This is a genomic window from Hymenobacter cellulosilyticus (assembly GCF_022919215.1).
GTDB lineage: Bacteria > Bacteroidota > Bacteroidia > Cytophagales > Hymenobacteraceae > Hymenobacter > Hymenobacter cellulosilyticus.
Genome location: NZ_CP095046.1, coordinates 3,190,982 through 3,215,096, shown reverse-complemented (window position 1 = coordinate 3,215,096; position 24,115 = coordinate 3,190,982). Strand labels below are relative to the sequence as shown.

Below are 24,115 nucleotides of genomic sequence, written 5' to 3'. Positions count from 1 at the left end.
TCATCGTCGCTTCCTAGCTGTTTGAAAAGAAGCACTTTACTCCTCCTTTTTTTTCTTGTCGGCCTACGAGGTGCTTACGCCCAGGCACCGGCCTGGCAAGCAGCCTTCGCTCTGAGCCAAGCACCTTCTACCTCATATATCGAATCGGCTGTCACTGCCAACGGAGAAGTGTTTCTGACAGGTACCTTCTATGGCACCCTGCAGTTGGCCGGGGTCACCCTGGTCAGCGCTGGGGAAGGCGACATTTTTGTCGCCAAGTGGAGTCCGGTCGCCAACCAGTTTCTGTGGGTTCAGCGAGCAGGCGGTACGGATTCTGACACCCCTATGGCCATAACCGTCAGTGGTGCCAACGTTTATATTGCGGGGAAATTTTCGAGTGATGGGGCTCAATTTGGCTCCTCACGGCTCACTAGCAATATCGGCAGTGATGATGGCTTCGTCGCCAAGCTAGTTGACGCCGGCTCGTCCAGCACATTCGCCTGGGTGCAGCAATTTGGTGGTGGATACAGTGATATTGCCACTTCGTTGGCCGTCAGCGGCACGAGCGTATATGTTGGCGGGCATTATCTGAGCCCCACCGCCACTTTTGGTACGCTAACGCTGACAAATCCTAGCGCAGGGTCCCGGACGGATGGGTATGTGGCCAAGCTTGAGGATACTGGCACCACGGCCTGGGTGGTGTGGGCGCAACGCATCGGGGGCCGGGGTAGTGAAGCCGTGCAGGCACTGGCCGTGCAGGGCAACAGCCTGTACCTGACTGGAACCTTTGGGCAGGAGGCGGTAGCCTTCGGTTCCACCGTGCTGTCCGGTGTTGGTCAGACAGACGTATTCGTCGCTAAACTGACCGATGCCGGCCCATCCAGCACCTTTACCTGGGTCCAGGCAGCGGGAAGCAACGGGGACGAGTCTGGCCTTAACCTGGCCGTACAAGGAACGAGTGTATATGTCGGGGGCTTTTTTACCGGCTCGCTCATACGGTTTGGTCCGCTTTCCCTAGCCAACCAGGGAGGCACCGGCTTTGACGGCTTTGTGGCCAAGCTCACCGATGCGGGAGCTACCGGTCGCTTTGTGTGGGTGCAGTCGATTGCTGGCCCAGGCAGACAGCGTCATGAAAGCGTATCGGCGTTAGTACTGCACGGCAACGGCGTCTGCATAACCGGCTCTTTTGGGAGTCCTTCAATCTCGTTTGGCACTACTACGCTGCTCAATGCGAGCAATTTCGACTCGGGGGATATTTACGTGGCTCAACTAGACGACCAGGGAGCGACGGCCGGTTTTGCCTGGGCCCAGTGGGCCGGCAGTCCCAACAATGACCGGGGAAACGCCTTGGCCATTATCGGTACTGATGTGTACGTAGGCGGATACTTGTTCACCCCGGTCAGCTTTGGTACGCTGCCCCCTTGGGCACACCCACGGACAGGGTCACGGGTTTTTTGGCCCGCCTGGGCGAGGCTTCAACTGTGCGCATTGGCGGGGGCACGGAAATTTGCGCCGGGGGCCAATTACAGTTACAGGCGTTGCCTTCTGCGCCGGCGGCCACCTACGTCTGGAACACGGGAGCTACCACGGCCTCCATTACCGTCATCCAACCGGGCAGCTATACCGTTACGGCTACCTTCCCCGGCGGGGCTACCGCCACGGCCACGCATCAGGTCCGCGCCCTTCAGCCCGTGGTGCAGATTCTTGGCGACACGTTGCTGTGTCCGGGCGGTATAGTTCGCCTGACGGCTTCCGCGCCGGGAGCATCTTCCCTGCTCTGGAGTACCGGCTCGCCGCTTTCCACGCTGGAGGTCACCCAAGCCGGCGTTTATGAGCTGACGGCTTCCTACGGGGCGGGCTGCAGCGTAACGCGCCGCGTCACCATCGTGCTGCCAACGGTGACTATCAATGGCCCGGCTGCCTCTTGCGTTAGCCCAAGCAGTCCGGCGCTGCTGATGGCTTTGGCACCGGGAGCCACGGCTTTCCGCTGGAGCACCGGGGCTACGACGGATGGCATAACCGCCACGCAGACCGGAACTTACCAGGTAACGGCAACCTTTCCCGCGGGGTGCACCGCTACGGCAAACTACTCGGTCCTGGCTCCGGTCGCTTCTATTACGGGCAACTCCCTGTTGTGCCCGGGAGCTACGACAACGCTTTCCGCCCGGGATGCCTCGGCCACTGCCTACCGTTGGAATACGGGGGCCACGGGGCCGGAGCTCGTGGTCAGCCAGCCAGGCACGTATTCGGTCCGCGTATCATACTCCGGGGACTGCAGCAGTGAGGCCCGGCACACCGTGCAGCTCCTGCCCGGTAATCCGCCGCTCTCGTTGGGAGCCGATACCACGCTTTGTGAGGGACAAACGCTGACTTTACGATTACCTGGTCCACCGGACCAGGCAGGCACCACGTACCGGTGGTCGGATGGTTCTACCGGGGCCACGCTACTGGTGCAGGCGGCAGGCACATACTCGGTAGAGCGCCGCAACAGCTGCGGAATTCAGACAGCCAGCCGACGCATTGAGGCCCGGCGCTGCTGGCTTATCCCGAATGTCGTCACGCCGAACGGTGACCAGAGAAATGACCGGTTTGCGCCTCAGGGCTTAGTGGGTGAATGGTCGTTGGTGGTGTTCAACCGCTGGGGGAAACAAGTGTATACTGCCGATATCTACCACAATGAGTGGGGAGACGTACCGGCCGGCATCTATTACTACACCTTGCGCCAACCGGCTACCAACCAAGTAATACGAGGATGGGTGGAGGTTATGGGTAGCTCGCGCGACTAGCGTAGCTCTGGTTTATTCCAGTACTATCCGGTGCATAGTCTTAGTGGTTCCTACCTGTAGCTGCAACAGGTACAGGCCCCGCGGTACGTCTGCCACATTCAGGCTCGTCGCTGGTGCATCCCACTGCCGAACCGGGCGGCCCAGCGCATCGAGCAAGATTGCAGCGTGGATCGGGCTTCCGGTTGTGGAGCGAAGCTGCAAGGTCGTATGGGCCGGATTGGGGTAGACCGTGGCCAGCTGCTTGCTCTTAGCTGCTTGAGCAGACAGCACCACGCTTTGGTTGTAGAATAGATGCACCGTGTTGTCGCCGGGGCAGGCCACAGCCAGATCGAGCTGCCCATCGGCGTTGATATCGGCCAGGCGCAGATACGCTGGGCGGCTGCCCGTGGCTAACAGAATAGGGGCATCAAACAAGGCCTGTCCGCTCTGGCCTGTGTTGCGGAATACCTGCACCAGCCCTGTAGTGAGCAGCACCAGCAGGTCAGGGCGGTTGTCGCCGTTCATATCCTGCAAAATGACCTGCCGCGGGGCGCCGAGCAGCGGGTAAGTAAGCTGGGTAGGAAACAACAGATCGTACGGGGTGACGGGGTTCGGTTCCCGCAGCCGGATGACGACGTTGGGGTTGGTTTCGTGGGCGGCCACCAAGTCGGCATCGCCGTCGCCGTCGACGTCGGCCCCGGCCGCGGCCACGGGGCGCGTACCGCCCGAAGCCGTTTTGCGCTGGTACCCGGAGGTCCACCACCCGTTGCTCGGCTGGCTTTTCCCGGTCGTGGATACAATAATGATTTCGTTAGTCGTGGGCGAAGCCAGCAGGGCGTTGTATGCGTCGGGCACGTACATGCAGGCCAGGCTGGCATCCACCGGGCGAAAGGGAGCCTGGTAGAACAGCGGAGACGCAATGTTGTCGGGCGGAGTATTGCGAAATAGAATTCCGTTGCCGCCGAGCCCGGCCTGCACCGTGCCGATGGGATTGTATAAGTAGGCAATATCGGGGTAATCATCGCCGTTGAGCGGGGCCGTCAGCAGACGCGGGTCAGTGGGTGGGCTGCCACCGAGGGGACCCCAGCGCAACGCAGGGCGCGCCACCAGGGACAGCTGTCCGGGCGCGGTACCCATATTGTCCAGCAGATACAGCTGAATTGACTGCCGGGCCCCCAGGACCAGATCATCGGCGACGGGCACCGGGGAGCCGGACGCACCGTAGCCGTTCAGGGCCAGCGGGACAATGGTGTGCGGGCCCCGGCTGAAGAAGTAGCGCGCCGAGGCCTTGGCGGGAAAGCCACCGCTGGCTGTCTGCACGAAAATGGCCAGCGTATCCAGCGCCCGCTCGGGAATGGCCAGGTCGGGCCGTCCGTCGTGGTCCAGGTCCGCTACGGCTATGTCGTTAACATCAGCCCCGGTAGGCAGTTGGATGGTAGGGCCATAGCCGAGGGTGAGCGGCGGGACAGATTGGGCCTGAAGATCATAAGCGTGAAAGTAAGTCAAACCTATGACCAATTTATTTATAATAGAAAGATGCTTAAACATTGCTGATTTAGTAAAATCACATACTGTGCCTAGGGGTGTCAGATATTAATTAACCCATAAACCAATACATATAAGTTGTGCAAAGTTTGTTTATCAAAAAAATCAAAGCAAATCCAACTATAAAAGTCAATATATTGAACCAGCCTAATCGTATTCTTCTAAGTTTTGTAATAATTAATGCAACTAGCCATGCTCCACCAATAAATGGAGCGAGTAGTATTATTACGATACCTATGAAATTCAAAAATGCATAATCTGACGCTACCGCAGGTGCCCTAATACCAGAATACTGGCTATATACAGGGCGTGTATAGGTTAAAAAATAGAACAATATTATTACCGAGAACCCAATCATGGGGATCCAACTTATAGTTGAGAAGAACTTAGAAAGTCTTTTCTCGGTGGGCGATTTTCTGAATAATGCTACCAAAACGGGGTTGTTATTTGATTAAACAATGCATCCCAGGTATGATCTCCATGTTCGAAATCATCATTAACAACAGCATGACGTTTTTGCTGCCAAGAACGCCCCAGCCGTAAGCCCCGAACCTCCCGACTTAGATGCGGCACGCCGGAGAGGGACCAGCCAACACCTACTATGCCCCCCTGATCATCGGCCTGCAGACCGGTGGCGGTATAAGTAAGACCAATAGGAACGGTAACACCCTGAATCGTAGCGGCCGTTAACGGGATGCTCACCGAAGCGGTGCCCGTGAACTGGTCGACCGAAACCTCCTGTTGGGCTTTTGCTGAAAGAGTAAAGAGTGTTGCAAGAGCAATGAGCACACTGGTTTTCAACGTACTGGACGAAGTGAGCATATGAAGGAAGTAGATAGAAGACACCAGTACCCCGGGCGCACGGATATGCGGGTAGTACCTGCTCGGTAAATTGTATAGGAAACTAATGGTGGCCGACTAGGCGTACAAATCCATCGCCAAAGGCAGATAATCAAAGAGCGAGGGAGGATGTCCTGCTTACAAAAGCTAGAACAGTATAGGAAAAAGGTAGAGTGGCGCTAGTATCATTAAGTCACCTAAAAAGCAGCAGAAAGCACACTCGGATTTTCCGAATGCGTGCGATGCTGGAAGAGGTGTGATAAGTAGAGGGGCGCGAGTTCAGGGGTGCAAACCACCAAGAGGTATGCAAAGCTACCTGCAAAAAATACAAGCAGCAAAGTTTATTGTCTGGATTGTTCAGCTTATAATTGTGGTTCTTTAATATTCTAGAAAGCCGATCGGAATACCGTTAAGCGAGTAAGCGAATAGACTACTATAGTTCACAAAAACGGTCGTTTAAGCCACTATTTTCCAGCTGGCCGTTATCATAACTTGACTTACCGGATAGACTAGTAGTTACCTTGGTTAAAGGGTTGGTCCAAAGGTCGCACCTGGGCTTGCCGCCACTATATCTGCGTTTAACGATGAGACGAAGATAGGAGCAGGCCACCCTGAATTAAGGAGGAGAAGGTCGTGGCCGCTTCCCGCTCACTGCATTGCCCACTCAGCATCAGGACGGAGAGGGCCTCCCCGGCACCCACCAGCCCGACGCAGCACCGATGAAGCGCAGCGGGAGATAACGAGCTGTGGGGAGCCAGGGTAGTGCTAAACAACTCAACGTAGCCGGCCAGTAACTCCTGCTGCACCACGCCCATTTCTTCGCTGCCCGACAAGGCCGCCCTGACCGCGTGCCATTCGCCTCCCGTGTCTACTGAACAATGAATATAGGCGGTGGCAAGCACGTCCGCTGTATCCTTTACATGCTGCTGCACGCTCAACAGCGCTTCCTGCAAAGCCTGCAGTTGCTGCTCATCCAGGAACTTATAGAGCGCAGTCAAGAGCCCCGAACGCGTGCTGAAGTGTTCGTACGTGATGGGCTTCGACACGCCGGCCCGGGCTGCTAAATGACCCAGGGTTAGGCGGTCAGCACCTTCTTCACGAATGATACTAAGCGCCGTGTCAAGCAATTGGCGCCGGCGCTCTGCCTTAGATAGTCTGCCACCAGATCGTTTAGGTGCTGCTGCGTCCGAAGAGTGCGTCATAATCAGGATGTCTGCTTGCAAGGTCCGTTTGTAAAGCTACCAAACGTAACCTACTTTTGGTAACTTACGTTTGGTAGCTTATGTTTGCCAAAAATACGCACTAACCTCCTGCATCTTCATGACACAACACCCCGTTCTCCTGGTGGGCGGCTCCGGCACGGTTGGCCGCTGGGTCGCCCGCCTCCTGCATGACGCCCATCCCGAGGTACCCTTGCTACTTGGGGGCCGTGACCTGGCCAAAGCGCAGGAAGCTGCGGCCGAGATACCCAGCGCCGAAGGTATTGCGCTGAATCTTGCGGCTGAAGACTTAGGCCTGGGGCAACGACTCGTCAGTGCCGTGGTGGTCCTGTTTACGGACCACCAGTTGGCCACGCTGCGGTTTGCCCAAGCCCACGGTATCCCGCACCTGAGCATTTCGGCAGGCGTTTTCGAAATGGGCCCCGAGGTAGCAGCCTATATGCACCAGCCGCGGGCGGCCCCCGTTGTCCTGGGTACGGAATGGCTGGTCGGTGCTACTACGGTCCCCACGCTGGAATTCGCCCGGGCGTTCGGCCGACTCCACACCATCACGATTGGGGCGCTGCTGGATGAACAAGACGTTTCCGGCCCAGCCGCCTATGCTGATTTTGAGCGCCAAACCACGATCATGCCCGCAGCGCTTGTTCGGCGTGATGGGGCCTTTGTCTGGCAAGTGGGCGATGAGGCTAAGACTGCCTTTCGCGCCGTGGATGGCACCGAGCAAAAAGCCGCTACGTACTCCTTTTATGACGTGCTCGGCCTAGCCACGGCGACCGGTGCACCGAACGTGCAGTTTATGCTGGCCTTTGGCGTCACTTCTACCCGCCGCCAGGGTGGGCCGATGTCCACGGAGATACTTATCGACCTTGCCGGCGAAGACCATGCAGGTCAGCCGCTACGCACCCGGCACGCGGTGGTGCATCCGCAGGGACAAATGCCCTTAACGGGCCTCGGCGTCGCCCTGCTGCTGGAACGGCTGCTCGGCCTGGACGGCCAGCCCGCAGTTCCGGCGGGACTGTATTTCCCCTACCAATTACTGGAGCCCCGTACGTATCTGGCCCGTCTCCAGCAGATGGGTGGTCAGGTGCTGACGTTAGCGGGAATGCCAGAGCAGGAATCGCCTCCCCATCCCCCCGCTCCCAACCCGCTGATGGCCCTGGTGACGTGGCTGCCCTTCCGGTTGACCCACCAACGGCCCTGACGCTGGAGGCCGCCATCCAAGCCGGCAACCTGCCGGCTGTGCTAGAGCAGCTACGTGCCCGCGCCGACGTCAACCGGCCCGGCCCTGATGGCCTGACGCCGCTCATGCTGGCGGCGGGCCGTGGCGAGTTTCACCTATCTCAGCTCCTACTAACGGCGGGCGCGAGCGTGCATGCGATTGAACCGCGCATGGGAGCCACCGCGCTCCATAAGGCGGTGCAAGCGGGCAACCCGGATGTCGTGGCGCTGCTACTCGACCACGGGGCCTTCGTCGACCAGCAGACCCCCATCCTGGGCAACACGCCGCTGATGGACGCGGTACTGCATAAGCAGCAGGCGGTGGTCGAACGGCTCCTGCAGCGCGGTGCCCGGATGACGATTGTCAGTCATTGGGGGCAGACCGCCCTCGATATGGCCCGGGCCGATGGACTCGCTGGAATTATACGTTGCCTGGAGGCGCAACAGCAGGCAAACGCCGATGCCGTCGCCCGGCTGAAGTTGGTGGCCGCCGTTAAAGCAGGCGACAGCCGGGAAGTCGAGCGGCTACTTGCGGCAAACTATCCGGTGGACGAGCAGGTACCCATGATTGGTAGTGTGGACGACAACTACACGCCCCTGGGCATCGCCGCGCGGGAAGGGCATGTCGATATCGCCCGTCTGCTGCTGAACGCCGGGGCCGACCCACGGCGCCTGATTGGCCTGATGGGCGGCATGGCCCTCCACGACGCGACCTATTTTGGCCACGCCACTATCGTTCGGCTGCTGACGCAAAAAACCGTGCGGCCGGATGCGCCGGCCGCCGGGTTGCAGGTGCAAGGGGCGTACAACGGCTACTCCGCCCTACACGACGCGGTGTGGCATGGGTACCTGGATGTGGCCCAGGCTCTGGTTGAGGCCGGTGCTTACCTGGATCAGAAGAGCCACACGGGCCTGACCCCTCAGGGGTTGGCCCTGTTGTACGGGTACGATGAACTCGCGGCATTTCTGGCGGAAGCCGAGCGTAAGTAGGCCCCCTAGTCAAACCTACCCCAGACAATTTCTTCTTTCGAGGTGCGCGTCCTACGCTTCGCCTGACAATTTATAGCCTTTGCCCACTATGAATCATCCCTTAGACACCACTATCTACCCCCATCCGTTTGCCTTCCCGGACGCCGCACTCGCGGATTTACGCCAGCGGCTGGCCCACACCCGCTGGCCGGACCGCGAGACGGTGCCTGACTGGAGCCAGGGCGTACCGCTGGCCACGATGCAGGCGCTGTGTGCCTACTGGCTCGATGGTTACGACTGGCGCGCCTGCGAGGGCCGGCTGAATGCGCTGTCGCCCTCAAGGACGCGGATTGATGGACTCGACATTCATTTCCTCCACCTACGCTCACCCGAACCCGACGCGGTGCCCCTGGTCCTCACGCATGGCTGGCCGGGTTCCGTCATCGAATTCTTAAAAGTCGCGCCGATGCTGGCTGATCCACGGGCGCATGGCGGCGACCCAAAGGATGCGTTTCACGTCGTCCTGCCGACGATGCCCAACTTTGGGTTGTCCGAGAAACTCACGACGCCTGACTGGTCCCCGGAACGGGTCGCCCAGGCGTGGGTTGAGCTGATGCACCGGCTCGGCTACGAGAGCTTCTTTGCCCAGGGTGGTGATTGGGGCTACGCCGTCACCAATGCGCTCGGCGGCATTGGCCCCCCGCCGTACGCGCCGTCCACTTCAATATGTTTCCGATTTTTGCGGGCATGCCAGCGGGCGATGCGCAGGAGGAGCAGGCGCTGGAGCGGCTGAAGGCATTCGCCGAAAACGAGAACGGCTACATGACCGAGCAGATCCAGAGTCCGCAGACGCTCAGCTACGGGCTCACGGATTCCCCGGTCGGCCAAGCGGCCTGGATTTATGAGCTGGTGGCCAAATACACTGACGGCAACGTGCAGGAGTTGATTGGCCGCGATGCGATTCTCGACAACATTACCCTCTACTGGCTCACGGGCACGGCCGCCTCCTCGGCGCGCATCTATTGGCAGAGTATGCGCACTTTCAGAGAACACCCGATTCAGGTACCCGTCGGCTTCAGCCAGTTCCCCCGGGACATTCATCAGACCAGTCGGCGCTGGGTGCAGGAGCGTTACCCTAGCCTGGTTTACTATAACGAGCTGCCGGAAGGCGGCCATTTTCCGGCCTGGGAACTACCCAAGATCTTCGTCGAAGAAGTGCGCGCCAGCTTTCGTCATTCACGGTAAGGGGATGATGACCAAGTGGCGCTGGTCCGCCTGCACCCTGGCCGGCGCATCCACTTGCTGGTGGGTCCAGTGCTGGCCGTTACCCATCGGAGAAAAGCACGTGTAGCTTTGGCGAACCGGCCATAGGTGTTGTGTTGATAGGTTACAGTAAATCACCGAAACGGCTTGCGCTGAGCTAAGCTCAGCGCAAGCCGTTTCGGTTTTCCAGCCGGCCGTTGCGCAACTACGTAGCGTTTGAACTACCCAAGGAGTGCTGCAACCGCTACCGCACCCTAACCTGAATGAGCCACCAAGATAATAGTATCTTTATCCGGTAAGCCGCTACATCAATAACCGCGTTAGCTGAACACCGCGTAAGCAGCTGGCCCCGCGCATTCGCCTATTTTGTTGCATGCAGCATCAAGAAGTTGACCCACCCGACGCATTACGGGATACTGTCCAAGACTTTTGGTATCTGAGCCGAGACTTCCACGAAGAGCACCCTCACTGGCAGGTAGTACCCGATGGCTACGCCGAAATCATTTTTTATTTCGGCAGCACCTGCCGCGTGGCCACCCCGGACGGATGGCAGCTGCTGCCCTCGCCGTTTTTGGTGGGGCTGCTGCCGCAACCCGTGCTTTTTCAAGCTGAAAGTCGAATAGAGTTTCTGGGTATCAAGTGCTTTCCCTGGACTGTGTTTGAGCTGCTCGGCCTGCTCCCTGGTAAAGAAGGCGTGCGCGTACTAACGCATCCCCTCGCCCAGTTGCAAGCGCCGTTGGCGAAGTGGCTTCAGGCGGGCAACGTGGCGGAAGCGCTGGCTCAGGTGGCTCAGTATTTCGAGCAGGCGCAAGCGCAGGTGGTTCAGAACCGTTTGCTCGGCCAAGCGGGCCGGGCAATGCGAGCGGCCAACGGTACCCTGCCCGTCAGCCTAGTCGCGGCGGCGGCGCAGGCCACGGTGCGAACCTTGGAGCGCAAGTTCAAGCAAGCGGTGGGCCATACGGTGAAAGACGTGTCGGGGCGACTGCGCGTGGAACAAGTCCGCCGCCTCTGGTTGCACCCCACCGCTAATCTCGCCGGCTTGGCGCACGAGTTCGGTTACGCCGACCAATCCCACCTGGGGCGGGAGTTCAAACGCTACAGCGGCACGACCCCGGCGGCCTTCGCCCGCAAAGCCGCGCGTTGGCAACAAACGGTCGGCACCGATATTGTCGCGTTTGTTCTAGCCTAAGGCCGACGCATCCGAGAATTTTGTGGGGCAATCAGGCTTGTACCAGCCCCCAAATTATCGGAAAATGAAATCGGAAAACGAAAAAAAAGCACTCGTCTCGGGCGCCAGCATCGCAGGCTTAGCCACCGCTTATTGGCTGACTAAATTAGGCTACCACGTCACGGTGGTGGAACAAGCCCCCAGGCCTCGCCTGGGCGGGGCGGCACTCAATATCCAGGGAGAGGCCCTGGCCAGCGTGAAGCGGATGGGCATTTTTGCCCAGCTCCAAGCCCATCAACTGCGCCTGGAGCGGTGGGATTTTAAAAATGCCGACGATGTGACGGCAGGCGTGATGTGGCTCCAGAACGAGGGGGTGCCCATCGCAGATGATGACGTGGAGATTGAGCGCGCCACCCTCGTGACGGCGTTACTGGAGGCCGTACAAAACCAGGTGGAGTTTCTGTTCAACAACCGCATCAGCGCGTTGCGCGAAACCGCTAGCGCAATGCACGTGACCTTTAACCAGGGCGCGCCCCGTACCTTCGACCTGGTCTTCGGCTGCGACGGGTTGCATTCGGCAGTCAGGCAATTGTGGTTCGGCCCCGAAGCCGACTACGCGCATTTTATGCGCCACTACTTTTCGCTCACCACCGTCAACCGCCCGTTGATACCGCAAAATACCACCCAATTGTACAATGCGCCGGGCCGGCTCATTATGCTGAACGCCTACCACGGCAAGACCGATATTGTCTTTTGTTTCTTTTCCCCAAACGAAATCCCGTACGACTACCGGAACGCCGAGCAGCAACAGCAGATTGTCCGGGACCACTTTTCCGGACACGGCTGGCGAACCGCCGAACTGCTGGCGGAAGTTAAGCAGGCAGACATTTCGTACTTCGATAAGTTATGTCAGATAAAGATGCCGTCCTGGACCAAGGGCCGTGTAGCGTTGGTGGGCGACGCCGGCTATTGCGCGTCCCCAGCAGCGGGCATGGGGGGATCCTTGGCCTTGTATGGGGCCGTAACCGTGGCCGATGCATTGGAAAAACACCACGGCAATTTTGACCTAGCGTTTCAAGCGTACAACCAAGAATTGCGGCCGTTTATTGAGGAAGTGCAAGCCACCGCCCTCACCACGTTAAGCGACTATTTGGTTCCCAGCACCGAAGAAGCCATTCACACCAGAAATGTGCAGGGAGTACCGCTTTAGCCAGTAAGCTTTTGCGCGGGCCAGTTAAGAAAAGCTACCTAAGACCAGAAAGGGTTCACGCTGGGTGCGACGGCCCTGCGCATTTAACTGCAGCAGTCGTCTGGGGCGTTCAACGCCCTGAATTGGACTCGATGCGGCAAGCGTTTTGTTACGGAAGCGCGGTTAGCCCGAAAGCAGGTCACTCTATTCGGTAAGACTCAAAAACGAGCAGTCTGGTTAAATGGTCCGAATAGCGAAAGGAGCGTTTGTAGCCTTTTCCAGCGTAGCTATTCTTCCGAAGCGTTTGAATTGATGGGTTCCCGGTAAAGCACTGGCCTTGCGCTTCGGAATTTCAACTGTTCGCTTATAGGTGTGCCTGTTCCGTAAACCACATCATGGTGGTTGAGGCACAGCAGCCATTGATACTTTTGAGAGCAGGTAAATTTCAAATGCTTTGTTAGCTAAGGGCAAACCAGTGCAGAGAGGGTTTTTCTCTCTTAGGCCGCCTGATTCTCAGGAAAGTAGAACTTGGTGCCGAAGGGCAGGGCGGCTAGGATGGGGTCGGCTTGGGAGAAGCATTCAAACTGACTAGCGGTTCAGACTACCATGGCTGGGATTAGTGTTAGATATCCGGGGTTTTGTGTGGTTTCGGGCCGTAGTACCCTCCCGAACTTTGTGGGGTAAAGCAGAAGCGGCTTTCGCACCGCTAAGCGGAGGGGTGTGGGGCGCCCTGCGCTACCCCCACCCTTTTTTTCACCTTGATACTCGTTTCCCATGAACACCATCAAACAAGTAGCGTTGGGCAGCCAGGGCCTGCAGGTATCCAGCCAAGGTCTGGGCTGCATGGGCATGACGACCCTGGCCGGCACGGACGTGTACGGCCAACCCGACGAGGCCGAAGCCATTGCCACCATCCACCGGGCCCGCGAGCTGGGCGTCACCTTGCTGGACACAGCCGACCTCTACGGCCCGCTGCTCAACGAGCGGTTGCTGGCCAAAGCCCTGGCAGGCCGGCGCGACCAGTACACGATTGCTACCAAATTTGGCTTCGAGGTGGACGACCACGAGCAGCTCACCTGGGGCTACAACGGCCGGCCCGAGTACGTGCGCAAAGCTGCGGAGCGCTCCTTGCAGAACCTGCAGACCGACTACATCGACCTCTAATACCTGCACCGCCTCGACCCCGCCACGCCCATTGAAGACACGGTGGGTGCCATGAGCCGGCTGGTGGAAGAAGGCAAAGTGCGCTACCTGGGCCTGTCCGAAGTGCCGGCCGACGTGCTGCGCCGGGGGCACGCCGTGCACCCCATCACGGCCCTGCAAACCGAGTATTCGCTCTTCGACCGGGGCGTGGAGGAAGACGGGGTGCTGCAAGCCGCCCGGCAGCTGGGCATCGGATTCGTGGCGTACTCGCCGCTGGGCCGCGGGTTCCTGTCGGGAGAGATTACCAAATTCGAGGACTTCGCCCCCACCGACATCCGCCGGAACCTGCCGCGCTACCAGGGCGAGAACTTCCAGAAAAACCTGGCGCTGGTGCAGAAGCTGCAGCAGCTGGCGGCACGCAAGCAGGTGACGGCCGCCCAGCTGGCCCTGGCCTGGGTGCTGGCCCAGGGCGTTGTGACCATCCCCGGGACCAAGCGCCGCACGTACCTGGAGCAAAACGTGGCCGCGGCCGCGCTCGTGCTCAGCCCCCAGGAGGTAGCCGAGCTGGACGCGGTGCTGCCCGTGGGCAGCACCACTGGCGCGGCCTACGCCTCCTAAGCGGCGGCCTGGTTCGGGGCCGGGGCCAGGGAATCGCCTGGCGGGGCCCCGGGCTACGTCGTCTACCGTATCTTCACCGGATGAAAGCTACTGATTTTCAAGTGCTGCACAGCGTCACGGAATACACCCGCTACTACGGGTTGCCCGACCCGGCGCACCCCTTGCTCACGCTCATTAATCTGGCTGAGATTACTGCGCAGACCCTCCCTGCCCCCATAGTGGCGCAGCTCTACACCGTGGCCCTCAAGCGCGGCCTGAAGGGCACGGTGTACTACGGCCGCCAGACCTACGATTTCCACGGCGGCCTGCTCACGTTTCTGGCCCCGGCCAGGTCGTACAGGCCGATGCGAGCCTCGACATTTCGGAAATGACCGGTTGGGCCCTGGTATTTCACCCCGACCTGCTGGGCAAGTATCCGCTGGGCCAGAAAATGAGCGGCTACGGCTTTTTCTCCTACCAGGTGCACGAGGCCCTGCACGTCTCGGCCCAGGAAGAAGCCCTGCTCGAGGGCGTGCTCGGCAGCCTGCGGCACGAGTACGAGCACGCCCTAGATGCCTTCAGCCAGGACCTGCTGGTGGCGCAGCTGGAGGTGCTGTTGGGGTATGCCAACCGGTTTTACCACCGCCAGTTCCTGACCCGGCGCGGGGCCGAGCACGACCTGCTCAGTCGCTTCGAGGACCGGCTCACGGCCCATTTTGCCCAGGCCGGCAACCCGGCCCTGCCCACGGTGCAGCAGTTTGCCGAAGCGCTGCACGTCTCGCCCGCCTACCTGAGCGACATGCTCCGCGCCCTCACCGGCCAAACGGCCCAGCAACACCTGCACCACGCGCTGATAGAACGGGCCAAGCAGTTGCTCCTCAGTACGTCGCTTACGGTCAGCGAAGCCGCCTTCCAGCTCGGATTCAACTATCCGCACTATTTCACGCGCTTGTTTAAAAGCAAAACGGGCCTCACGCCGGCCGCCTTCCGTTCCTCGACCACCATTTCGCACGGCCCGGCATAGGTAGGTTGCGGCAGGATTGAGCCGGATGGACAGCCGTTTCCGTTCCTAACGCCCGCTACCCCGGTTGTAGAATTAAAGGAGGTTTTTGATGTGTACATCCACGCTGGCAGCTTCGCCGGTTTGTTGGGCAGAAGCGTTCTGATCTGCTTCTACCTGAGTGCGGAGCTCCTTGCTCCCGAAGCTCATCTAGGCTGCGTCATATGGTGGATTCTGCAGGGTGGCCCGACTACCAGTAGTTGGGGTAATAGTGTCCTTGTGGCGTGGTTGACAACGCCGAATACCGTCCGAATTAGGACTCATACTGCTGGAAGAAACGGGTGCAGCAGAAGTAGCAACCCGGGTTATCAAATGCAACTTTGATGCAAATATCTGGACCCTGCCTACCTTTGCAAGCAGTTGACCAGCCTCACGAGTATGCTGATGACCCTTAGGTCCTGGTTGGTCAGGCGTGTTTGCCCGTACCCTTTTCTGCTTTGTTTGAAGGATGATATTGCTGAATACCGTTTGTCGTGTGATAGCGCTTGGGATGGCGTTGATGGGCTTAACTTGTCCGAACCTGATGGCGCAGGATGTTCTGACTTTGCCGCCCGTCTTGCCCTGGTCTGGTAAAAGCGAACGATTGATCGTTAAACCAAATGATCCCTGGATCACGCCGGCCGAGTTGGCTAACTTCCAGACCACGCCGCGTTACGCCGAAGTTCGGTCTTGGCTGGAACGGCTTACGGCCGCTTCGCCCCTACTCACGTTGCAAACATTTGGTCGCACTGGTGAAGGCCGCGACCTGCTGTACGTGCGTGCACGCAAAGGTGGCGCTGTCAAGCCGGTCGTGCTGGTGCAAGCCGGCATCCACTCCGGCGAAATCGACGGCAAGGATGCTGGCCTGATGCTGTTGCGCGACATTGCGCTACGCGGCAAAGACGACCTGTTGGACCACGTTGATCTGGTATTCGTGCCGATCTACAACATTGACGGCCATGAGCAAATGAGCCCGTGGAACTTCGTGCATGTGCGCGGGCCCGCCGAGAAGGGGCGGGATGCCAACGCCCGCAACATCGACCTGAACCGCGATTACGGCAAATTAGATGCGCCCGAATCGCGCGCCATGATCGGGCTGCTCCGCCAACTGGACCCGATTCTCTACGTCGATTGCCACGTCAGCGAAGGCTTCGATATGCAGTATGACGTAACTTTCACCTACGCGGGCTGGGGTAGGTATGCGCGCCATCGAGCAACGGCTGACTGGCTACAGGGGCGCTTCGGTCCGGCCGTGACGCAGGCCCTGACAAAGGCGGGGCATATTCCCATCATGTATCCCAGCCCAATCGACACGCGCGAGCCGACCAAAGGCATCCGCTACAGCCCGGAGGGGCCTCGCTACTCGACCGGCTACGGCGACTTCATTGGCGTGCCGACGGTACTGGTCGAGAACCATATGCTGAAACCGTACCGCCAGCGCGTACTGGGCACCTACGTGCTGCTGGAAGCCGCGCTTAAGATTGCAGCAAAGGATGCTAAATGGATTGTTGCGGCCAAGGCGAAAGATCGCGCGAGCCGTCCCACGGAATTGCTCACGCGCTGGAAGCCAGCACCGCAGCCCATTGGCTGGATCGAGCAGTTCAAGGGGGTGGCCTTCGAGCTGTATAGCTCGCCAGCCTCGGGTCGGCTGGAGCAACGCTGGCTAGGCCAGCCGATTACGTTCCGGATGCCTATCATCGGGCAGCAGCCCACGGAGATGGTGCGGTTGCCCAAGGCCTGGTGGGTGCCAGCCGCCCAGGTGGAGGTAATTGACCGGCTGCGCCTGCACGGCATCATCTTCGAAACAAGTGAGACTGCGCGGACGCTACGCCTCGATCAGGTGCGGCTTGTCAAACCTCAGCTGTTGCAGCCCAATGAAGGACGTGTGCCAATGACAGCCACCTTCGTGCATGCGTTAGGCGAGCAGATGCTGCCGGCGGGCAGCGTGCGGGTACCCGCCGATCAGCCCAACGGGCTGCTGGCGGCCGCGTTGCTGGAACCAGAAAGCCAGGACTCGTTTCTCGCCTGGGGGTTCTTTCCCGAACTGCTGTCCCCGGCGCCGAACACGGACGCCTTCGTACTGGCCGCACTGGGCGAACGCCTGCTGGCGACGAATCCATCGCTCAAGGCAGAATTCGAGGCGAAGCTACGTGCTGACACTGCTTTCGCCGCCGACCCGGATGCGCGGCTCGCGTGGTTGTACGCGCACGCTGGACCGGGCCACTCGTATCCGTTGCGCTATCCAATTGCCCGGGAGCTGAATTAAAGGGTTGATGGGGCAAGCTCTAGAAGACACGCTACTCCTATCAAGCCCACAAGCTCGGCTAGCACGGACTCGCATGACCTAATTGCCACCGATCTATTCAATGTCCAGCCAGTAAGAACACTGCTCTGCTGCACTCTTGCAGATACGTTGCCATGGCATACAAAGGCGTTTAGCAGTGAGAAAAAGAATAAAGACGGCTAACCCAGCAAACAATAAACCAGCTGACTACCCTTTCCCTTGGCTTCTAATCAACTCAAGATCCTTACGCTGAGCAGAGCCAAGGAAAGGAAGGATAGAATCACTGCATAGCACAGCGACGACAATAGCGCAGGTTCAATAAATGGGTAGTTAGAAGCCCCAAAGAAGCCGCATACTGTATTATCTCCAACTCAGGCCAGCGCTCTGCCAGCAGAACAGTGACGGCAAACAGACTGAAAAATGCCCATAAGGCTACCCGAAGCCGCCACGAAGACAAACGCCACGCAGCTACGGCAACTAGCACGCCGCTGCTCAACAGGAACAAGGAATCCCAGTAGGGAGCTGGTTCTGTACCCCGCGTGCCAGTCCACCAGGTCAAGAGTAGAGGACCTATTGCACAGTGCACCAGGCATAGACCAGCATTCAGTATGCCGCCGTAATCGGCTAGTATGCGGGGTACATGGTTTTTCATTCGGCAAAAGTAAGCGAGGGGTTCCTTATTTGCAACAATGTTGCAAATAAGGAACCCCTCGCTTACTTTTCATTTATTGTCATGATAGGTACTTACCCAATGTCGGTACCTACTGCCAGGCAAAAGTCATTGAGCATCCACCCAACCTGATACGGTTTTCCTCTGAATGACAAAACATTGGGCCCCGCGAAATATAATCAACTCCAGAGTGTCCCTGTATCAGTGCATCGGTAGTGGCCAAGAGCTTGCCATGCCATGCGACAAGCCGTTGGCCTGCCCTACCCCCTTACTATGTTGTAAGTACAGTTGTTAGGGCTTACTTTTCTTGGGGATGACAGGTGGCACACACGCCGGAGAGCAGATAATCACTCGACGATGTATGGTACAGAGCAGGCAGTTCTACCGGGGGTACAATTACTTCGTGCAGGCAATACAGCCGCCGGCAGGTTGTGCACTTGAAATGCACGTGCGCCGGGGCTGGAGCTGGGCTAGAAGCGGCGTAGCGAACAATGTCGCAATGGTCAATAACCCGATGAACCAAGCCTTTCTCTTCGAATATGCGCAGCGTGCGATACAGGGTGATACGGTCGGTGCATGGCACAATCTGTTTCTCAATCTCGCTGCCCGATAGCGCATAGGAGGATTCCAGCAGCATGGTTAAGACGGCCTGGCGTATGGCCGTGGAGCGTAGCGTATGGCGGTGGAGCGTAAGGCGCACGAACTCGACAGACGTGGCACCCACCGTAGATGGAGCAGATGAGATACTCATACACGAAGGATAGAAAGCTACCGGATAGGATTGTGAGACTGATTAGCGGATGCGGCCGGCTTCTTCTAGGCGCCGATTCTGGCCCGCGCTGAGCTTACCACCCAGGCGGTAGGTAACACTTAGATTCGCGCGGCGGGTGTCGCCAGTGTGGTCGTAGCGAATGTTGATGGGCTCATAGATGGAGTAGCCCCAGTAGTGGTCGGTGTGAAACAGGTCGACCACGGCCAGCTTCACATCCAGCTTTTCCTTAAAAAAGGACTTTTTGAGGCCAGTTTGCACGCCAAAGTAGCGTCGCAGCAGGTAGCTACCGTTGAGCATCGGCGACTGATAGAACGTCGACACATCCAATGTGAGCTTGCCGGGCAACTGCAGGGTTTGGATAACCGACAGATCTACCGACAGCCGGCTTGGGCTAAATACCACGTTTTCCTCGGGCCGGAAACGCAGGCGCTGGTAACGCACGTCCACCGTATTTTGCACCGTCCAGAACGCGGCCAGCTTTACGGGTACGACCATCAGCAGATCGTAGTCCTCGCGGCTGGCGTAGTTGTAGTCGCGCAGCACAATTTCGGCGGTCTGCTCATTCTGGCGGGCAAACTGCGCAATGGCCCGGCTCACGCGGGTATGGCTCAGGGTGAATGAGTAGTCATTCCGATAGGTATAAGCGGCCGCGTAGTTCCAGGACGTTTCGGGCTGCAAATAGGGGTTGCCCTCGTGGTAGGAATACCGGTCGAAGAAGAACCGCGCCGGGTTCAGAGCCCCGTACTGGGGCCGGTTGATGCGCCGCGTGGCCGACACGTTCAGGGCGTGGTTCTCACCCAGCTTGCGGCCCACCGACAGGTAAGGAAACAGATTGGTGTAGTCGCGCTCAGTTACCTGTTGCAGGTTCAGAGAGTTGCCCTCCGAGCGGGTGCGCTCCACCCGCAAGCCCGCATCCAGACTCAGGCTACCCAGTTGACGGCCCGCCGTGAGGTAGGCGGCGTAAATGCGCTCCTGGTACACGAAATGGTTGCTGAGTACCGGCGAAAACACCCGGCTCCCGTTGCGCAGAGAGTCGTAGCGAAAGTCATTATCGGCCCGCACAGCCGAGTACTTCAGCCCGCCCGCCAGCTTCACAGATGCCACCGGCCAGATTAGGTCCGCTTTGAGGGAGCGAATGGTGATATCGGTGGGCTGCACGAAGTTGAGCTGCTGATAAGGCTCAGTGGGTTGACCGGAGGAATTGAAGCGCTGGTTGGCCAGGAAGCCGTCGGAGGTGCTGGCGTAGCGGGCGTAGTCGGCGTCGGCCGTGAGCAGCCGACCCAGCGTATCGAGGGTAGCTTTGTAGTTGAGGTTGAACAGGTTTTGATGGGCCGGCTCGTCCGTGATATTGTGATTACGCAGCACATCCTCCTGGCCACTTCCTGCCCGGCGGATGCGGGTTGGCCCCTGCCCGTCGCGCTGCCAGCGGTTGTGGAAGCCGCTGTAGACGAAGCCCAGCGTTTGGCGGGGCATCAGGTCCACATCCAAGCCGGCCTTGTAGCTGTGGCCCCGGGTAATTTCCGGGTCGCGGGAGCGGCGGTCAAAGGTCGTGGCCGCGTCGCCGGTGCCCAGCACCCGGAAGCTGGTCCGGTTGAGGTAGGAATGGCGATAGGTGTAGGCGTAGTTGCCAAACACATTTACGCGGCCGGTTTTCACGTTGCCAATCAGGCTTTCCGCCGTTTGGGGGTAGTAGCCTCCTCCCCCACCAGCCGTCAGGTTCAGGCATAGCCCCGGCGCGTGCTCTTTTTGGTGATGATGTTGATGATGCCCGCGTTGCCAGAGGCGTCGTAGCGGGAGTCGGGCGTGAGCAGCACTTCAATGCGAGCCAAGTTGCTGGCGGGTGTGCTTTTGAGGTAGGTGCTTAGCTGCTGGGGTGAAAGGTAAGTCAGCTTGCCGTCGAGCATGACGTTTACGTTGGCATTGCCGCGGAGCAGAATCTCGTCGTTTTGCGAGACACTCACGCCGGGCGCCCGCCGCAGCACCTCCAGGGCCGTACTGCCCGCCGTCGATACCTGCTGGTCCAGGTTGTAGACCAACTTGCCGTCGACTAGCTCGGTGGCTTGCTGCTGGCCGGTTACGGTTACTTCGCGCAGGGCTTTGGTTTCGGCCTGCAGCCGCAGGGGTGGCAGCATTACAGTTTGTTGCCCCTCTGAGAGGGTGAAAGGCAGGCTTTCGGCTGGCTGCCAGCCCAGGGCCCGAGCCCGTACCAGGTAGCGGCCCGCGGACACGGCCGCCAGCTCGTAATGACCTTCCTCATCGGCTTGAGTGCCGGTTACGACGGTTGAGTCGGGCAGCCGCACGAGCAGCAGCTGAGCTCCCGGCAAGGGCTGGCCCACTGCGTCGCGCACAACTCCGGCTACCAGCGGGCCCACCGCATAGGATGGGGCTTTACTTACTGTTAGCGACGGCGCATCGGAACTGTACGGCAACGCTTGGGAGCCTACCAGTAAGAGCAATAACAGGGTGTTTAACATAAATCACCTGGATTGAGTAGTTATTTCAAGCCTGAATCAGGATCAGTTCCGTAGCTGCCGGGGAAGATTCACGTAGCCGAGGACAAATAGCACGGCGGCCGCGCCTAACAGCTGCAGCAGCCCTGTGGCTACACCTTGCTCCGTCAGCGGCGGGGCCTGAAAGACGGGTCGGCGCGGATAGTCGGCAGCGGTTAAGGGGCGGTTGGCGAAGAGACGGGGATAGTAGAAATCCACAATCTGGCGGTGAAACGCGGGCAGACTACTGAAGAAGCGCAGGTAGGTGGGCAGATCAGTGCCGGCTACCTGGCTGAGTAGGTTTTGGGTGTTCACGGCCGGGTTGAGCAGGCTGAAGCGGGCGGCCAGATTCTCCCTATCCGCCACGGCGCTCAGATAGGCTTCTACCACTGGTCGCTGGCGCTGGGAGTTCAGTTGGGCATAGGAAGCAAAACCTTTGGGCAGCAGGTTGGGCTGGAAAAGCGTGTCATTGGCAGCGGAAGCCAGGTCGGGCCGCTGGCGCAGGTACTCCCGTACCACGGCCCGCACACTGGGTTCGTGGTCTTCCCTATCGATGCCGGTGCGGCGCACCAGCGTGGCCAGCGCGGAGCTGTCGACGGGCCGAACTACGGCCAGCGTGGCGCTGAGCAGGCTAGGTACCACCAGCAAAAACAGCAGCCACAACCCCACGGCCGTCAGGGCATTGACGGCCGAGTTTCTGTTGAAGCTCACGAGTAGCCACACCAGGGCAAACCAGAAGGCACAATAGGCCAGTACGGTCAGCAGCCAAAGCACCATCCCGGCACCATCCACCTCCAGGCGGACGCCGGTGACGACAAAGCCTACCACCGACAAGAACACGGCCAGCCCGGCTACCAACCCGAAGCCAAACAAGAGCTTACCCAGCAGCAGGCGGCGCACCGAGGCCGCCTGCACCCGCAGCAGCGGCAGCACCCCGTTTTCCCGGTCAGCCGACAGCAGCCCGTAGCTGAGCACGATGATGAGCAGGGGCAGCAGGTAAATCAGCACAAAGGCCAAGTCGAAATTGCCGACCAGCAGCTTCTGGGGGTTGGCCAGCTCATTCTGAAACAGCTGGTAGTACAGCCCCATGCCGGTAAGGCGGTAGTAGCCTGGATTCAGGTCGCGCTGACCCACGACCAAGCCGGCCAGGGGCGCGGGCGGCAGCGTGGCGGCATAGCCGTGCCGGTACCAGGCAACAGTCGGCGCGGTAGCATCCAAGTAGGCGGTTTTAGCGGCTGGCTGGCTGGTATCGGCGCGCAGAGCCGCTTGGTAGCCGGCAAATTCGACTTGCTCGTCGGCCACTACCCGCGCCAGCGTGAGGCGTTGAGCAGCTATTTGGCGATGACCAGCCGCAATGGCGTAGAGTCCAAACAGCGCTAGGACGACCAGCAGGGCAACTTGCAGCCGGTTGCGCCAGAAGCGGCGCCATTCGTAGCGCAAAATGAAAGTGAGCATGCAGTGAGTGGCGTTTAATGCAGCGGAAAGCGGTTGGCGGACAAATGCAGCGCCAACGGCAGCACCACCAGCCAGAGCAGCAGGGCGGCCAGCTCCGGCGCGTAGTGCCGCAGGGTGCGACTCACAGCAGGCAGCTGGTAAGAAAAGTCCGGAACGGCAGCCCAGAGCGCCTGGCCGGGATGGTACTCATAAAACTGCCCGTACTTGGAGTGGTGAGCCGCGTCGAGGTGCAGGCTGCGCATCAGGGCCAGGCGGTAGTCGCTGGCCTGGCGCTGGAAGTCAAGGCTAGTCGATAAGTCGGTGCCGGTCAGGGCCATGCTCAGGTTACGGACGGCCAAGTAGGGGTCCAGGAAGCTGGCGTAGCTGCTGAGCCGGTTTTGGCGCTCCAGCACCTGGCGCAGGCTGTCCCGGTGCACGGCCTGCACTTTGTCGAGGTACTCCTCCCCAGCCTGGGCCGCCACCCACTCCACGTTCAGCGGCAGCTGCTGCACCGAGTCGGCGTGGTAGCGCCGCAGGTAGGAGCGTATCAGCTGCGCCCGGCGCCCGGCTTTAGTCGTGTCGCCGGGCAGGCCCTGGTCCATGTCCCGGTCGATGCCCTGGTGGTAGGCCTGCACAGAAGGCAGCGCGTACAGGTTGTCGCCTAGGGCGGCGGCCGTTTTGGGCAGCACGATGACCAGGGTTATCCAAATCGTGAGCAGGCCCAGCAGGGCATTGCGCGACGATCGGGCCCAGCCCGAAACCAGCACGCCAAGGCAGATAAAGCCCAGAAAGTACACTGCGTAGCTCAACGCCAGTAGCCCCAGCCGCCGGGCCGTGTCGCTGGTCCAGGGCAAGCCGGCCAGCCAAAACGCCCCGCCCAGGGCCACGGTCAGCGTGGGGACGAGTAAGGCCAGCACGATACCGTAATAAGCTAATACTTTGCCCCAGGCCAGCTGCCGTCGGCTCACGCCCTGGCTCAGGGCCAGGCGCAGCGTGCCACTCTCCTTTTCCTGGGTGAAGGCCCCGAAGCACAGAAAGATGATGAGCAGCGGCAGCAGCACCTGTAGAACCAAGGCCCCGACAGCTCGCCAAACCGAATCAGGGCCGAGTAGTCCTGGGCCGGGCGGAACATGAACTCGTGCTGGTAGTGCGCCTCCAGGTATACCGACGTGCCCGTGTAGGCATCTAGGCCGTAGTCGAAGAAGCTCAGGCCGGTTTTGGGCTTGAAGACGAACGTGCCGAAGTGGGTGGCAATGTGCGGGTGCTTTTCGCCCTGCCCCAGCCACTCAGCGCGACGCTCGGCCTGGGCCCGCGCCATCTGGGCCCGGTGCCCGGCGTAACTCACGTAGCCCACAGCACTGGCCGCCAGCAGCAGCGCCGCCACGACCAAGCCGAAGAACAGCACCTGCCGGTTGCGCACCGCGGCCCGAATTTCCTTGTAAATAATGCGTCGAAGCATAAGGGAGATAGTCAAGAACTCGACCGGCAGGTAGTACTCTGCCCCGCCGGTCGATAAAAGAAAAGCTGGGGC

Annotated in this window: 20 protein-coding genes and 1 pseudogene; 11 read left to right on the top strand and 10 right to left on the bottom strand. The window is 59.6% G+C overall.

Going from position 1 to position 24,115, the window contains the following annotated elements:
- Positions 1–1,400 precede the first annotated feature (1,400 nt).
- Complete coding sequence (locus tag MUN79_RS15810) at positions 1,401–2,765, top strand: T9SS type B sorting domain-containing protein (RefSeq protein ID WP_244673644.1); 1,365 nt, start codon at positions 1,401–1,403, stop codon at positions 2,763–2,765.
- Between the two features lie 12 nt (positions 2,766–2,777).
- On the opposite strand, the gene MUN79_RS15805 is transcribed toward MUN79_RS15810, so the two are convergent.
- The 3 genes from MUN79_RS15805 to MUN79_RS15795 form a co-directional block, all read right to left on the bottom strand.
- Positions 2,778–4,250 carry a T9SS type A sorting domain-containing protein gene (locus MUN79_RS15805; RefSeq protein WP_244673643.1) on the bottom strand — a complete coding sequence of 491 codons (1,473 nt, stop codon included), beginning with the start codon at positions 4,248–4,250 and terminating at the stop codon, positions 2,778–2,780.
- A gap of 465 nt (positions 4,251–4,715) precedes the next feature.
- On the bottom strand, positions 4,716–5,111 hold the full coding sequence (locus MUN79_RS15800; RefSeq protein ID WP_244673642.1) for a hypothetical protein: 396 nt from the start codon (positions 5,109–5,111) through the stop codon (positions 4,716–4,718).
- Between the two features lie 596 nt (positions 5,112–5,707).
- Entirely contained in the window at positions 5,708–6,331 is a 624-nt protein-coding gene (locus MUN79_RS15795; protein ID WP_262923066.1) for a TetR/AcrR family transcriptional regulator, read from the bottom strand.
- A 118-nt stretch (positions 6,332–6,449) separates the two neighbouring features.
- Between MUN79_RS15795 and MUN79_RS15790 the strand changes: the two genes are divergently transcribed.
- From MUN79_RS15790 to MUN79_RS15745, 10 genes and pseudogenes are all read left to right on the top strand, one after another.
- Positions 6,450–7,550, top strand: a complete 1,101-nt coding sequence (locus MUN79_RS15790; RefSeq protein ID WP_244673640.1) for an SDR family oxidoreductase — start codon at positions 6,450–6,452, stop codon at positions 7,548–7,550.
- A complete protein-coding gene (locus MUN79_RS15785; RefSeq protein ID WP_262922875.1) occupies positions 7,514–8,557 on the top strand; it encodes an ankyrin repeat domain-containing protein in 1,044 nt (347 codons plus the stop codon). Before MUN79_RS15790 ends, MUN79_RS15785 begins: the two co-directional genes overlap by 37 nt.
- Positions 8,558–8,645: 88 nt before the next feature.
- Positions 8,646–9,329, top strand: a complete 684-nt coding sequence (locus MUN79_RS15780; RefSeq protein ID WP_244673638.1) for an epoxide hydrolase family protein — start codon at positions 8,646–8,648, stop codon at positions 9,327–9,329.
- Positions 9,284–9,781 (top strand): hypothetical protein, encoded by a 498-nt coding sequence (locus MUN79_RS15775; RefSeq protein ID WP_244673637.1) that lies wholly within the window; start codon positions 9,284–9,286, stop codon positions 9,779–9,781. The genes MUN79_RS15780 and MUN79_RS15775 overlap by 46 nt, the downstream gene beginning before the upstream one ends.
- A gap of 391 nt (positions 9,782–10,172) precedes the next feature.
- Positions 10,173–10,988, top strand: coding sequence for a helix-turn-helix domain-containing protein (locus tag MUN79_RS15770; protein ID WP_244673636.1), 816 nt, complete (start codon positions 10,173–10,175; stop codon positions 10,986–10,988).
- A 64-nt stretch (positions 10,989–11,052) separates the two neighbouring features.
- Positions 11,053–12,177 (top strand): FAD-dependent monooxygenase, encoded by a 1,125-nt coding sequence (locus MUN79_RS15765; RefSeq protein WP_244673635.1) that lies wholly within the window; start codon positions 11,053–11,055, stop codon positions 12,175–12,177.
- Positions 12,178–12,930: 753 nt separating this feature from the next.
- Positions 12,931–13,917 (top strand): annotated as a pseudogene (locus MUN79_RS15760) (aldo/keto reductase).
- Positions 13,918–13,997: 80 nt separating this feature from the next.
- Complete coding sequence (locus tag MUN79_RS15755) at positions 13,998–14,288, top strand: hypothetical protein (protein WP_244673634.1); 291 nt, start codon at positions 13,998–14,000, stop codon at positions 14,286–14,288.
- Positions 14,285–14,920, top strand: a complete 636-nt coding sequence (locus MUN79_RS15750) for a helix-turn-helix transcriptional regulator (RefSeq protein WP_244673633.1) — start codon at positions 14,285–14,287, stop codon at positions 14,918–14,920. Before MUN79_RS15755 ends, MUN79_RS15750 begins: the two co-directional genes overlap by 4 nt.
- Positions 14,921–15,404: 484 nt before the next feature.
- Positions 15,405–17,201, top strand: coding sequence for a M14 family metallopeptidase (locus MUN79_RS15745; protein WP_244673632.1), 1,797 nt, complete (start codon positions 15,405–15,407; stop codon positions 17,199–17,201).
- Positions 17,202–17,499: 298 nt separating this feature from the next.
- On the opposite strand, the gene MUN79_RS31855 is transcribed toward MUN79_RS15745, so the two are convergent.
- The 7 genes from MUN79_RS31855 to MUN79_RS15715 form a co-directional block, all read right to left on the bottom strand.
- Positions 17,500–17,871 carry a MerC domain-containing protein gene (locus MUN79_RS31855; RefSeq protein WP_375378177.1) on the bottom strand — a complete coding sequence of 124 codons (372 nt, stop codon included), beginning with the start codon at positions 17,869–17,871 and terminating at the stop codon, positions 17,500–17,502.
- Positions 17,872–18,187: 316 nt separating this feature from the next.
- The gene (locus MUN79_RS15740) at positions 18,188–18,640 is read right to left on the bottom strand and encodes a Fur family transcriptional regulator (protein ID WP_244673631.1); all 453 of its coding nucleotides are present in this window, start codon (positions 18,638–18,640) and stop codon (positions 18,188–18,190) included.
- Positions 18,641–18,682: 42 nt separating this feature from the next.
- Positions 18,683–20,317 carry an outer membrane beta-barrel family protein gene (locus MUN79_RS15735; protein ID WP_244673630.1) on the bottom strand — a complete coding sequence of 545 codons (1,635 nt, stop codon included), beginning with the start codon at positions 20,315–20,317 and terminating at the stop codon, positions 18,683–18,685.
- 62 nt (positions 20,318–20,379) lie between these two features.
- Complete coding sequence (locus MUN79_RS15730) at positions 20,380–21,135, bottom strand: TonB-dependent receptor (RefSeq protein WP_244673629.1); 756 nt, start codon at positions 21,133–21,135, stop codon at positions 20,380–20,382.
- A gap of 42 nt (positions 21,136–21,177) precedes the next feature.
- On the bottom strand, positions 21,178–22,605 hold the full coding sequence (locus tag MUN79_RS15725; RefSeq protein ID WP_244673628.1) for a DUF3526 domain-containing protein: 1,428 nt from the start codon (positions 22,603–22,605) through the stop codon (positions 21,178–21,180).
- Between the two features lie 14 nt (positions 22,606–22,619).
- Positions 22,620–23,645 (bottom strand): DUF3526 domain-containing protein, encoded by a 1,026-nt coding sequence (locus tag MUN79_RS15720; RefSeq protein WP_244673627.1) that lies wholly within the window; start codon positions 23,643–23,645, stop codon positions 22,620–22,622.
- Positions 23,561–24,043, bottom strand: coding sequence for a hypothetical protein (locus tag MUN79_RS15715; protein WP_244673626.1), 483 nt, complete (start codon positions 24,041–24,043; stop codon positions 23,561–23,563). The genes MUN79_RS15720 and MUN79_RS15715 overlap by 85 nt, the downstream gene beginning before the upstream one ends.
- Between the last annotated feature and the right edge of the window lie 72 nt (positions 24,044–24,115).